General features: G+C 67.6%; 13 protein-coding genes. 7 read left to right on the top strand and 6 right to left on the bottom strand.

From position 1 onward, the window contains the following. Nucleotides 1-48: 48 nt before the first annotated feature. Genes ACNO8X_RS19700 through ACNO8X_RS19710 form a run of 3 tightly spaced genes read left to right on the top strand, consistent with a single transcriptional unit; the run spans nt 49 to nt 2,685 of the window. Entirely contained in the window at nt 49-849 is an 801-nt protein-coding gene (locus ACNO8X_RS19700; protein WP_020103748.1) for an IclR family transcriptional regulator, read from the top strand. A gap of 31 nt (nt 850-880) precedes the next feature. Further along, nucleotides 881-1,798, top strand: a complete 918-nt coding sequence (locus ACNO8X_RS19705) for an alpha/beta hydrolase (RefSeq protein WP_418002367.1) — start codon at nt 881-883, stop codon at nt 1,796-1,798. 32 nt (nt 1,799-1,830) lie between these two features. After that, nucleotides 1,831-2,685 (top strand): SDR family oxidoreductase, encoded by an 855-nt coding sequence (locus ACNO8X_RS19710; RefSeq protein ID WP_418005964.1) that lies wholly within the window; start codon nt 1,831-1,833, stop codon nt 2,683-2,685. Here ACNO8X_RS19710 and ACNO8X_RS19715 read toward each other — a convergent pair. After that, nucleotides 2,682-3,611, bottom strand: a complete 930-nt coding sequence (locus ACNO8X_RS19715) for a cupin domain-containing protein (RefSeq protein ID WP_418002368.1) — start codon at nt 3,609-3,611, stop codon at nt 2,682-2,684. The two genes, ACNO8X_RS19710 and ACNO8X_RS19715, sit on opposite strands and share 4 nt — an antisense overlap. A 96-nt stretch (nt 3,612-3,707) precedes the next feature. On the opposite strand from ACNO8X_RS19715, the gene ACNO8X_RS19720 reads away from it, so the two are divergent. From ACNO8X_RS19720 to ACNO8X_RS19730, 3 genes are all read left to right on the top strand, one after another. Beyond that, nucleotides 3,708-4,220: a DUF1772 domain-containing protein gene (locus ACNO8X_RS19720; protein ID WP_418002369.1), complete on the top strand. Its 513-nt coding sequence runs from the start codon at nt 3,708-3,710 to the stop codon at nt 4,218-4,220. A 68-nt stretch (nt 4,221-4,288) separates the two neighbouring features. Next, nucleotides 4,289-5,725: an amino acid permease gene (locus ACNO8X_RS19725; RefSeq protein WP_418005965.1), complete on the top strand. Its 1,437-nt coding sequence runs from the start codon at nt 4,289-4,291 to the stop codon at nt 5,723-5,725. 84 nt (nt 5,726-5,809) lie between these two features. Then, complete coding sequence (locus ACNO8X_RS19730; RefSeq protein WP_260941460.1) at nt 5,810-6,592, top strand: SDR family NAD(P)-dependent oxidoreductase; 783 nt, start codon at nt 5,810-5,812, stop codon at nt 6,590-6,592. Nucleotides 6,593-6,682: 90 nt separating this feature from the next. Here the strand turns inward: ACNO8X_RS19730 and ACNO8X_RS19735 are convergent, their stop codons facing one another. From ACNO8X_RS19735 to ACNO8X_RS19745, 3 genes are read right to left on the bottom strand one after another with little or no spacing between them, the layout of a single operon-like run. Further along, the gene (locus ACNO8X_RS19735) at nt 6,683-7,483 is read right to left on the bottom strand and encodes an SDR family NAD(P)-dependent oxidoreductase (protein WP_418002370.1); all 801 of its coding nucleotides are present in this window, start codon (nt 7,481-7,483) and stop codon (nt 6,683-6,685) included. A 4-nt stretch (nt 7,484-7,487) separates the two neighbouring features. Then, entirely contained in the window at nt 7,488-7,766 is a 279-nt protein-coding gene (locus tag ACNO8X_RS19740) for a ferredoxin (RefSeq protein WP_418002371.1), read from the bottom strand. After that, on the bottom strand, nt 7,766-8,896 hold the full coding sequence (locus ACNO8X_RS19745; RefSeq protein WP_418002372.1) for a Rieske 2Fe-2S domain-containing protein: 1,131 nt from the start codon (nt 8,894-8,896) through the stop codon (nt 7,766-7,768). The genes ACNO8X_RS19740 and ACNO8X_RS19745 overlap by 1 nt, the downstream gene beginning before the upstream one ends. Before the next feature lie 99 nt (nt 8,897-8,995). Between ACNO8X_RS19745 and ACNO8X_RS19750 the strand changes: the two genes are divergently transcribed. After that, complete coding sequence (locus tag ACNO8X_RS19750) at nt 8,996-10,747, top strand: 3-ketosteroid-delta-1-dehydrogenase (RefSeq protein WP_418005966.1); 1,752 nt, start codon at nt 8,996-8,998, stop codon at nt 10,745-10,747. Between the two features lie 3 nt (nt 10,748-10,750). Here ACNO8X_RS19750 and ACNO8X_RS19755 read toward each other — a convergent pair whose 3' ends face one another. Both ACNO8X_RS19755 and ACNO8X_RS19760 read right to left on the bottom strand, forming a co-directional pair. Continuing rightward, complete coding sequence (locus ACNO8X_RS19755) at nt 10,751-11,137, bottom strand: DUF2237 family protein (protein WP_043393462.1); 387 nt, start codon at nt 11,135-11,137, stop codon at nt 10,751-10,753. Between the two features lie 60 nt (nt 11,138-11,197). Next, nucleotides 11,198-11,677: a PTS sugar transporter subunit IIA gene (locus ACNO8X_RS19760; RefSeq protein ID WP_418002373.1), complete on the bottom strand. Its 480-nt coding sequence runs from the start codon at nt 11,675-11,677 to the stop codon at nt 11,198-11,200. Between the last annotated feature and the right edge of the window lie 104 nt (nt 11,678-11,781).

Below are 11,781 nucleotides of genomic sequence, written 5' to 3' on the forward strand. Positions count from 1 at the left end.
ATTCCTAATAGGAATATGTACACGAAGCAACGGAGCTCGGAGGCCGACATGACAGCAGCAGTCGAATCCACCACCCCCAGCGCGGTCATCGACCGGGTATCGCTGGTCCTCGACGCGTTCGACGGCCCCGGCCGCCTGACCCTGGCGCAGATCGTGCGTCGCACTGGTCTGCCCCGTTCCTCCGCCCATCGGATGCTGGAGCGCCTGGTCCAGCTGCGTTGGCTGCGCCGCAATGGCCGCGACTACGAACTGGGCATGCGCCTGGTCGAGCTCGGCTCCCTTGCGGTGCATCAAGACCGGATGCATCGCGCCGCCGGCCCGCTGCTGCACGAACTGCACCGCGCCACCGGCCTGGTCGTCCACCTCGCCGTGCTCGACGGCGGCGACGTCGTCTACCTGGAGAAGGTCGGCAACGGCATGATGACCGTGCTGCCGTCGCGGGTGGGTGGCCGCCAGCCGGCGCACTGTACCGCCGTCGGCAAGGCGATCCTGGCCTACAACCAGGACGCCGAGGTAGACCTCATGAGCCGCAAGACCAAGTACTCCATCGCCAACCGCGCCCAGCTCGCCACCGAACTGGCCAAGGTCCGCGCCCACGGCGTCGCCTTCGAGCGCGAAGAGTCGGTGCCCGGATTCGGTTGTGTCGCTGCGCCGATCGGCCGCCAGGGTGAGGCCGTCGCCGCCGTCTCCGTGTGTGGTCCAATGAACCGCATGGCCTTCGAACAGCTGACCGCGCCCGTGCGCATGACCGCCATGGGCATCTGGCGCAACGCCGAGGATTCCCGCGTGGCACCGACGCTGCAGCCGATGCGCCCGCTGCGCATGGGTCCGGCGCTCCAGTACGCGTGAGTCACCAGCGAGTAGCGCGAGCGGATCGCGCATGAGCCTGGATCCGCAGATCGCCGGCCTGCTCGAGGCACTCAACGGCGGCTTCCCCGACCTACCCAACATGACCGGCGCGCAAGCGCGCGCCGCCATCCGCGGACGGTACGTCCCACCTGCCGAACCAGAACCGGTCGGCTCGGTCACCGATACCGAGGTCGACGGCATCCGAGTCAGGATCTACCGGCCCACCATCGATGAGCCGGGCGGGTCGCTGCCGATCTTCGTGTTCGCCCACGGCGGCGGATTCGTGTTCTGCGATCTCGACTCGCACGACGGTCTCTGCCGCAACTTCGCGAATTCGATTCCTGCCGTGGTGGTTTCGGTCGACTACCGGCTGGCGCCCGAACATCAGTGGCCGGCTGCCGCAGAAGACGTCTACACCGTCACCCAATGGGCCGCCGCCCATGCCGCCGAACTCGGCGGCGACCCGGCGAAGCTCGTGGTCGGTGGCGACAGCGCCGGAGGCAACCTCTCCGCGGTCACCGCGTTGATGACCCGTGACCGCTGCGGTGCGCCGCTGGCCGCGCAGGTACTGCTCTACCCGGTGCTGACCGCCGACTTCACCTACGGCTCGTACCACGAGTTCCGCACCGGCTACTACAACACCACCGCCGCCATGCAGTGGTACTGGGACCAGTACGTACCCAACACCACCGACCGCGAAAACCCTTACGCGGCACCGCTGTCCGCATCCGTCGCCGGAGTGGCGCCGGCCGTGCTCGTGGTCACAGGCTACGACCCGATGCGGGACGAGGCCCTGGCCTACGCCGAGGCGTTGCGCGACGCGGGCGTTCCGGTCACCGAGTTGTATTACGGTGCCATTCACGGCTTCCTGACCATGCCCGTGCTCGACATCGCACACCGCGCCCGTCGTGACGTGGCCGACGCAGTGACCAAGTTGCTCGCCAACTAGACGGCGAATCCCCACCTATCGAGGAGTTCATCATCGGCACCTACGCTGTGACCGGTTCGGCATCCGGCATGGGATACCAAGCAGCGGGACAGTTACGCGCTCAGGGTCATACGGTCATCGGGGTCGACCTCAAGGACGCCGATGTCATCGCCGACCTGTCCACCGCGGACGGCCGGCGTACCGCCGCCACCCGCGTGCTGGAACTGTCCGAGGGCAAGCTCGACGGCGCTGTGCTGGCCGCCGGGATCGGTCCCGGTGACGGCAAGGACCGCGCCCGCCTGATCGCCCAGATCAACTACCTCGGCACCGTCGACCTGCTGACCGCGTGGCGCCCGGCGCTCGCGGCCACCGGCAACGCGAAAGTCGTTGCCCTGGGTAGCAACTCCAGCACGACGGTGCCTGCGGTCCCCCGCCGCGCGATCCGCGCACTGCTGGCCGGCGACGCCGACCGCGCAGCCCGGGCCGTGCGATTCTTCGGTGGCGGCGCTTCCGCACTCATGTACGCCGCCTCCAAGATCGCCGTGGCCCGCTGGGTCCGGCAGACCGCGGTGACAGCCGACTGGGCCGGCCGCGGCATCCGGCTCAACGTGCTGGCGCCCGGGGCCATCATGACGCCGCTGCTGCAGGCTCAGCTCGATTCGCCGCGCGAGGGCAAGGCTGTGCGCGCCTTCCCGATCCCGACCGGCAACTTCGGTGATCCCGTGCACCTCGCCAACTGGATCACCTTCATGTTGTCGGACTCAGCCGAATTCCTTTGCGGCAGCGTTATTTTCGTCGATGGCGGCACCGACGCCTACTTCCGGCCCGACAGCTGGCCCAAGGGTGTCCCCGTGCGCGGCATCCCGCAGTACGTGTGGCGGCACCGCCGCTTCGCCAAGACCCGCTAGGCGAACTCGGCGCGGATTGCCTTGGGGCTCATCCCGTACCGGCGTTTGACGGCGGTACTGAGCGCGAAGGCCGTGCTGTAGCCGACCCGGCGCGCCACGGTTTCGATGGTGGCGTCGGACCCGCGGAGCAGGTCCGTGGCCAGCGCCAGACGAATCTCGGTCAGCAGTGCCATCGGCGGTTCGCCGACGAGTTGGGTGAACCGCCGGGCCAGCGCCGCCCGTGACAGCCCGACCTCGGCAGCCAGCGAGCCCACCGTCCACGGGTGTGCCGGGTTGTTCTCGATCAACCGAAGAGCCGTGCCCACCTGCGGATCTCGATAGGCGCGATACCAAGCCGGGGCATCCTCGCGGGCCAACCAACTGCGCAGCGCCGCGATGGTCAGCAGATCCAGCATCCGGTCGAGTACGGCGCCCTGCGCCGGTTCGTCGCACGACATCTCGTCGAGCAGCAGGTCCACCAGCATGCCGTTGACCTCATCCCGGCGAACCACCACCAGCGGTGGCAGCGCGCTCAGCAGCCGGCGGCACACGGCGCCCACCTCCTCGTAGGCACCGGTGATCAGCAGCGTGTCGGCATCCGGGCGGGTACCCCAGCTCCGGACCCCCAGACTCAGTGCCTCACACAGTGGTTCACCGTCCACGGTCGTGGTGGCCTGGCCCGGGTGCACGATGACCTGAGGCGCGGTGGCGGCGTCATCGGCAACGGTGTAACCGTCGGGCCCACGGAATATCGCGATGTCGCCGGCCTCGAGGTCCCGGCTCGCCGCGCCGTCCGGCAACACGGTCGCCGATCCGCGGGCCACCACGACGATGGTCAGCGGAGCCTGGTCCTCGACCCGCAGCGACCACGGCGGGTCGAGCAACGACCGCATCAGAAACGCGCCACGGGCGCGTGGCCCTTCCAGCAATCCCGCCAGGGCGTCCACGCATCCACGTTAGACGATGGCCGATGTAGACGCTCGCGTATGTAAATGAGCCTTTTGACGATGGATCGTCCAGCACTCGCTGAATACGGTCGGACCATGACCTTCAGCAAGCTGCCCCAATCCCTCGGCATGACCGCGCTCATCGTTGCCCTGCTGGCCTCCGGACTCCTGGCCGGTCTGTACTACGCCTACGCGGTGTCCGTGATGCCCGCACTCGGCGCGTTCGACGACCGGACCTTCATCGACGTCATGAACAAGATCAACGTGGTGATCGTCAACCCGCCGTTCATGCTGACCTTCCTGGGGTCGGTCGGCTTCACCGCACTGGCCGGGACGTTCTGCCTCAAGCCCGATGCCCGCCCGGTGCTGATCTGGGCCGGAATCGGCCTGGCGCTCAACATCATCAGCCTCGTCATCACGTCCACGATCAACGTGCCGCTGAACAACAAGCTCGCCACCGCGGCCACCTCGACCGCGCCCGCCGACCTCGCGACGCTCCGGGCGCAATTCGAGTCGACCTGGGTGCACTGGAACGTGATCCGCGGCCTGGCCAACACCGCAGCCGCCGGCGTACTGGCCTGGGCCCTGGTATTGGCGGCGCGCAGCTAGGCCCGATTAACGCATGGTGAACACAACCATGGAGCGGTGCGCACAATTGCGGCATCGTCGCGTCGGTGGTGAGTTCAGAGATCAAAGCCAGCGACGCGCAACTGGCGAAAGGGCTGCGGCGCAGGCATTTGAACCTGATCGCACTCGGTGGGGTGATCGGCGCCGGGCTGTTCGTCGGTAGCGGCGTCGTGATCGGCAGCGCCGGACCCGCGGCCATCGTGTCGTTCCTGGTCGCCGGCATCATCACGCTGCTGATCATGCGGATGCTCGCCGCGATGGCTGTGGCGCAACCCGTGGTCGGCTCGTTCTATGTGTACGCCCGGCAGGCCCTCGGGCGCCGCGGTGGCTTCGTCACCGGCTGGATGTACTGGTACTTCTTCGTCATCGTCGTCGCGGTCGAAGCCGTCGCCGGCGGACGCATCCTGCATCTATGGCTCCCCGCAGTGCCGCTGTGGCTGTTGAGCCTCGGCCTCATGCTCGCCCTCACCGCGAGCAACCTGGTCTCGGCGCGCTCGTTCGGGGAATTCGAGTACTGGTTCTCGTCGGTGAAAGTCATTGCCATCGTGGTGTTCCTGGCCATGGGCGCACTGTGGATCACCGGCCTGTGGCCGCACTCCACCCCCGGTCTGGCCAACCTGATCGATCACGGCGGCTTCGCGCCGCTCGGCTGGGGCGCGGTGCTGGCCGCCGTGGTCCCCTGCGTCGCGTTCTACACCGGCGCCGAGATCGTCACCATCGCCGCCGCCGAATCCGACGAGCCCGAGCGCGCGGTGTCGCGGGCGATGAAGTCGATCGTCTTCCGGATCATCGGGTTCTACGTCGGATCGATCCTCGTGGTGGTGGCCATCCAGCCGTGGAACACCAAGAGCGTGGGCATCAGCCCTTACGCGTCGGTGCTCACTGTGCTGGGCATCCCTGGCGTCGCGACGATCATGAACTTCATCGTGCTGACCGCGGTGCTGTCCTGCCTCAACTCCGCGCTGTACACCACCTCGCGAATGTTGTTCGCGCTCACCACCTCTGGCGATGCCCCGCGGTTCTTCACCAAGCTGTCCGCCAGCGGGGTCCCGCGCCGGGCGATTCTGCTGGGCACCGCCGTCGGCTACGCGTCGGTCGCGGCGACCTACGTGTGGGGCGACGTGGTGTTCAACTTCCTGATCAACTCCTACGGCGCCGTCGCGCTGTTCGTCTACCTGATCATCGCCATCTCCCAGGTCGTGCTGCGCCGCCGCGTCGAGCGGAGCGCACCGGGCAGCTTGAAACTGAAGATGTGGCTGTTCCCCTGGCTGAGCTACGCCACCATCGCACTCATGGCGGCCGTCATCCTGGCGATGGCGTTCCTACCCGGCACGCGATCACAGTTCCTGATGAGCGGCGTGACCCTACTGGTCATCCTGAGCTCCTTCGAGGTGGTCCGGCGGCGCCGCTCAGCTGCGGCGGAGCCCGCCGCCCCGGCCTCGGTCACCGACGACAGCCGGGTGCCGGTCGACGCGCTCGATACCTGAACCGATGTCCCGGTGACCGGGCAACGGCTGTCCCTGGGAACTCCGGTACCGCAAGAATCCTTCGGCAACGAAAGGACTTGCAGCATGGATAGATTCAGCGACCGCCGGGTCATCGTGACCGGTGCCGGCTCGGGCATCGGCCAGGCCACCGTGGCCCGCCTGCTCGATGAGGGCGGCACCGTCGTCGCGTGCGACATCTCCGCCGATGGGCTGGCCCGCACCAAGGAAGCCGCCGAAAAGGCCGGTACCGCAGCGCGTCTGACCACCACGGTGCTCGACATCTCGTCCGAGGAAGCCGTCACCAAGGGCGTCGACGCCGCGATCGCCGACATGGGCGGCCTGGACGTACTGGTCAACGTGGCCGCGATCGAGACCTGCTCGCACACCCACGAAACCACGCTGGCCGACTGGAACCGCATCATCTCGGTCAACCTGACCGGCACCTTCCTGATGACCCGCCAGGCCCTGCCGGCCCTGCTGGCCTCGGGGCGCGGCGTGATCATCAACTTCACCTCGACCTCGGCGAGCTACGCCCACCCGTACATGGCGGCCTACTCCGCCAGCAAGGGCGGCATCCTGAGCTTCACCCACTCGCTGGCCCTCGAATACGCCAAGCAGGGGCTGCGAGCGGTGAACATCCAGCCCGGTGGTGTGTCCACCCCGCTGGCCAACGGCACGTTCTCCAAGATGCCCGAAGGCACCGACTACGGCCTGTGGACCAAGCAGGTACCCATGCTCAACACCGGCAACGAATCGAACCTGGGTGACCCCAGCGCGGTTGCCGCGGTGGTCGCCATGGCGGCTTCCGATGACGGCGCGTTCCTCACCGGCACCGAGATCCGGATCGACGGCGGCGCGCACTGCTAGTACTTCCGCGGGTGCTCAGCTGAAACAGCACGCACTGTCCCCTCAGCGCGGCGCACTGTCCCCTCAGCGCACTGTGTCCGAGTTGTCCGCTCAGCGGACGATGACGTCGCTGGGCACCCGCGGATCACCAAGCATCGCCCGATGCGAAGGCGGCGTCCGGCCGTCCACGTCGGTGATGCCGTAGCGCTGGGCCTCTTCGGCGGCGATCACGGTCTGCCCGCTGATTCCGTCCAGGTCCGGGTCCCGGTACAGCGCATTGATCACATGCCCGACGAATTCCGGCGTTTCGAAATTGCCCGCAGCCTTGGCCAGCGTGTCGGCGTCGAACGCCTGCTTGAACTTGTCGGTGAGCAGAATGCCCATCCAGACCGACAACGTCGAGACCCCGGTGCCGTGGAAGTCGACGGCCATGTCGGCCGCCATCTTGTCCACGCCGGCCTTCTGCGCGCCGTAGGCCGGGCCGTGCATGTAACACACCGCTCCCGGCGACGACGTGAATGCGATCAGGCCCCGCCCTTGCGCCACCAGCAGCGGCGCGGCGTGCCACGACGCGACATAGGCCGACCGCAGGCCGACGTCGAGCACGTCACCCAGGCCGATCGGCTTCTCCCAGAACGGCTTCGGGTCGACGAGGTTGTCGTGCACCACGGCAGCGTTGTTGACCAGCAGGTCGAGCCGACCGGCCTCGTCGGCCACCCGGGCGAACAACGCGGCCACCGCATCGTCGTCGCGATGGTCCACCGCAACGGCGATGCCGCCGTCGCCGGGGTCGGTGACGGTGCGACCGGTGAGATAAACCGTCCACCCGTCGGCCACCAACGCCGCGGCAATGCCCTTGCCGGCGCCCCTGCTGGCGCCGGTGACGACCGCGACCCGCTTGTCTGAGCTCATGCGGCTATGGTGCCACGCCCAGTTCGTCCTGGACGACGTGCACGACACCCGCCGCCACCGCCGCCGCGATGGACTCCTTCAGCTGGCCACAGGCCAGGAAGATCCGGCCCGGCAGGCACTCCGCCCGCTGACGTTCCTCGCACCTCGCGGCCGACTCGGAGGTCCACTGCACGCTGGTCTGTTGCCAGCTGCCCTTGCGCGCCAAAACCTGTGCGCCACAGGCACGGCAAGCCACCGGCACCATCGGCATGTCGGCCAGCCGCATGTCGGGCCGCGCGGTCATCAGACCGACTCCGCGGCCCGCGCTGCGATGTTGGCTTCCATCTCCCTCGTCCACGCCTCGCGCGGGACGGTGGTGTCCAATTCGTATTCGAAGCGGTCGGTCATCTCCGGCACCACCTCGGCGGCGTCGACGTAGAACTGCTCGTACCACCGGCGCAGCTGGTAGACGGGACCGTCCTCTTCGACCAACAGCGGGTTGTCGATGCGGGCCTTGTTCTTCCAGATCTGCACGTCCTGCTCGAAGCCCTGCTTCACCCAGTCGCCGAGCGCGTGCGCCGTTGCGACGGCCACATCCTCGGGCAGACCCTCGACCTTCTTGACGATGATTCCGTACTGCAGCACAAAGGAATTCGCGTCGATCGGGTAGTGGCAGTTGATCAGGATCGTCTTGTGATCGGCGTCCGGGTAGTGGTACGTCAGGTCGTCGATCATGAAAGACGGCCCGTAGTACGACGCCACCGATGTCGACCCGAGCATCTTCGCGCCCTCGGTGCCCTGCATGTCCTCGCGGCCGCCACCGTTCATGTACTGCGTCGCGACCTGGCCTTCGAAGATGTTCTTGAAGTGCGACGGCACCGCACCGTGGATGTAGAAGAAGTGCGCCATGTCGACCACGTTGTCGATGATCTCGCGGCAGTTGACGTTGACAACCGTTGTGTACCAATGCCAATCGGTCCACTCGTCGCTGCCCGCCTGCTCGATGCGCGGGATGTAGACGTCCTCCGGCGGTGCACTGCCCTCGGGGTCGTTCCAGATGAACAACATCCCGTCCTGCTCGAGGGTCGCCCACTTCGCGGTGCGCGCGAGCCGCGGCGTGCGCTTGGCGTAGGGCACCAGCTTGCACTTGCCGTCGCCGCCCCAGCGCCAATCGTGGAACGGGCAGGCGATCGCGTTGCCCTTGACGGTGCCCTGGCTCAGGTCGCCGCCCATGTGTCGGCAGTAACTGTCCAGCACGTTGAGCCGGCCATCTTCCCCACGGAACACGACGAGCTTCTGCCCGAAGGCGTTGACCGAGTGCGGCTTGCCGTCACCGAGGTCCTTGGTCAGGCCAAGGCAATGCCAACCACGGGCGAACCGGGTCGGCGCTTCACCGGCTTCGATCTGGCGAACATCGACATCATCCAGCGACATCTGATGGACCATCCTTACCTTGAAAACTGGGCTGCAGTTTGATGATTCAGGTCTAACAGCAACGGGGTGGCGAATGCACGTGTTATCCCGCTGGCAGGGATGCCCGAGGCCGGAAAACCGTCTGCCGCAATACGCTTAGCGGCCGTGACGACATCTGCCGCGGCCACGATTCCGGCCGGCCTCGACATCGCTGACACCACCGTCGATCTGCTGGTGATCGGTTCCGGCACCGGCCTGGCCGCCGCACTGAGCGGTCATGAATCCGGGCTGAACGTCCTCGTCGTCGAGAAGTCGTCGGACATCGGCGGCTCCACGGCCCGCTCCGGTGGCGCCCTCTGGCTGCCGACCACTCCCCTGTTGACCGACAAGGGCACCGCCGACACCGCTGATCGCGCCGCGACCTACCTCGACGCCGTGGTGAACGGGACCGCACCGGCCGCTCGCTCCACCGGCTTCCTGAAGCACGTCAACGCGACCGTCGACATGCTGGGGCGAACCACCCCGATGCGGCTGTTCTGGGCCCGCGAGTACTCGGACTACCACCCTGAGCGGCCCGGCGGCCGGGCCACCGGGCGCACCTGCGAATGCCGCCCGCTCAACGCCCGCGTGCTCGGCGAGTACCGGGACCGGTTGCGCGGCGGCGTCATGGAGGTCAAGGTCCCGATGCCGACCACCGGCGCGGACTACAAGTGGATGAACCTGATGACGCGGGTGCCGCGAAAAGGCCTGCCGCTCATCGCGAAACGGCTCGCACAGGGCGTCGGCGGCAAGCTGCTGGGCCGCGAGTACATCGCCGGTGGACAGGCGCTCGCGGCCGGGCTGTTCGCCGGTGTACTGCAGGCCGGCATCCCGATCTGGACCGACACCTCCCTGGTCCGGCTGACCGGCGACGGCCGGCGCGTCACCGGCGCCGTGCTGTCGCACGCGGGCCGCGAGCTCACCGTCACCGCCACCCGCGGTGTCGTGCTGGCGGCCGGTGGCTTCGACCACGACATGGCGATGCGCCACAAGTACCAGTCCGATTCGCTCGGCGACCACGAGAGCCTCGGCGCCGATTCCAACACCGGTGAGGCCATCCGGGCCGCCACCGATCTGGGTGCCGCCACGGCGTTGATGGACCAGGCCTGGTGGTTCCCGGCGGTGGCGTCGGCCAACGGCCGCCCGCCGGCCGTGCTGCTGGCCGAGCGCTCACTGCCCGGCTCGCTCATCGTCGATCAGGACGGCAAGCGCTTCGCCAACGAGTCGACCGACTACATGTCGTTCGGCCAGCGAGTGCTCGAACTCGAGCTGGCCGGCACCCCTGTCGAGTCGATGTGGATCGTGTTCGACCAGAAGTACCGCAACAGCTACGTCTTCGCCGCCGGCTCGTTCCCGCGGATGCCGCTGCCCAAGTCCTGGTACCAGGCCGGTATCGCCGCCAAGGCCACCAACTTCGCCGACCTGGCGGCGCAGATGGGCGTCCCGGTCGCCGATTTCGAGCAGAGCATGACGCGGTTCAACGAAAGCGCGGCCGCCGGCATCGACCCTGATTTCGACCGCGGACTCAGCGCGTACGACCGCTACTACGGCGACCCGACGGTGACGCCCAACCCGAACCTGCGCCCGCTGGTCAAGGGTCCGTTCTACGCGGTGAAGATGACGCTGAGCGATCTCGGCACCTGCGGTGGCGTGGTGGCCGACGATCGCGGACGCGTGCAACGCGAGGACGGCGGCGTCATCGAAGGGTTGTACGCGCTGGGGAACACCGCGGCCAACGCCTTCGGCGCGGTGTACCCGGGAGCGGGCGCGACCATCGCACAGGGTCTGGTCTACGGCTACATCGCCGGACGGGACGCGGCCGGAAAGCTGTAGAGCTCAGAGGCCGCCGAGATCGTCGGGCACATCGACGGCGTACTCCCTGAGCACCTCGAGCGGCACGACCTCCAGCGTCCGCTCGTGGGTGGAGGCCAGCACCACCGGTGCCGCGCACCCGTCGCGGTGCGCCCGAAGCCAGTTCACCGCGGTCACGCACCAGCGGTCCCCCGGCGACAGCCCCGGAAACCGATATTCCGGCATCGGCGTGGAGAGGTCGTTACCGATCGAGCGCTGGTGCGTCAGGAACTCGGCGGAGACGACCGCACAGATCGTGTGCAGGCCGGCGTCCTCAGGCCCGGTCGAGCAGCAGCCGTCGCGGTAGAAGCCGGTCAGCGGCTCGGTGCCACACGGCTCCAGCGGCGCACCGAGCACATTGCGATCAGCCATCGGTCAATCCTTCCGTGCCCCCGGGCACAATGTCCCACGATCCATGGCACTGCGCACCGGTCATCGCGAAGTCTTGTTCGCAGTGAAAAGGTGTGCCCCGGAATCGATGTCCGCGCCCAAGGTAACGGCGTCGGACAGCGTCACGTTCTCCGGGACGCGTTCGTCCATGACGACCACGGCGACAATGGGATTGAGCCCGCCCGCCTCGATCGCAGGAACGTCGTAACTGATGACGACCTGACCCGCGACGACATCGTCACCCTGGCTGACATGAGCCGTGAAACCGGCGCCGTTGAGCGCCACGGTATCCAAGCCGAGGTGCACAAGAACGCCCACGTTGTCCGGGGCCAGGACGACGTAAGCGTGCGGCATCAACTTCAAGATCTTGCCGCTGACCGGGGCGACCGCGTCGATCACCCTGCGCGGCGGGTCGATCGCGGCGCCGTAGCCGACCATGCCCGCTGAGAAGACGGGGTCCGGAACGTCCTCGAGCAGAACCGCACGCCCAGCGACCGGGGCGAGAACTGATGTCTGACTCACTGCCGTATCTCCTCTGCTCGTGGGCTCCAACAATACGAGCGCCGCCGAACGCGATCTCACAGCCATGCGTTCTCGTCTAAGCTTCCGCACAACTTCCGCGCCGG

Source organism: Mycobacterium sp. PDNC021, from assembly GCF_048282635.1.
GTDB classification, from domain to species: domain Bacteria; phylum Actinomycetota; class Actinomycetes; order Mycobacteriales; family Mycobacteriaceae; genus Mycobacterium; species Mycobacterium llatzerense.

Coding starts and splice junctions, on each gene's coding strand:
- ACNO8X_RS19720 (WP_418002369.1), top strand. CDS start 3,708: ATGACCTTCAGCAAGCTGCCCCAATCCCTCGGCATGACCGCGCTCATC.
- ACNO8X_RS19700 (WP_020103748.1), top strand. CDS start 49: ATGACAGCAGCAGTCGAATCCACCACCCCCAGCGCGGTCATCGACCGG.
- ACNO8X_RS19740 (WP_418002371.1), bottom strand. CDS start 7,766: ATGACCGCGCGGCCCGACATGCGGCTGGCCGACATGCCGATGGTGCCG.
- ACNO8X_RS19730 (WP_260941460.1), top strand. CDS start 5,810: ATGGATAGATTCAGCGACCGCCGGGTCATCGTGACCGGTGCCGGCTCG.
- ACNO8X_RS19735 (WP_418002370.1), bottom strand. CDS start 7,483: ATGAGCTCAGACAAGCGGGTCGCGGTCGTCACCGGCGCCAGCAGGGGC.
- ACNO8X_RS19755 (WP_043393462.1), bottom strand. CDS start 11,137: ATGGCTGATCGCAATGTGCTCGGTGCGCCGCTGGAGCCGTGTGGCACC.
- ACNO8X_RS19750 (WP_418005966.1), top strand. CDS start 8,996: ATGCCCGAGGCCGGAAAACCGTCTGCCGCAATACGCTTAGCGGCCGTG.
- ACNO8X_RS19745 (WP_418002372.1), bottom strand. CDS start 8,896: ATGTCGCTGGATGATGTCGATGTTCGCCAGATCGAAGCCGGTGAAGCG.
- ACNO8X_RS19705 (WP_418002367.1), top strand. CDS start 881: ATGAGCCTGGATCCGCAGATCGCCGGCCTGCTCGAGGCACTCAACGGC.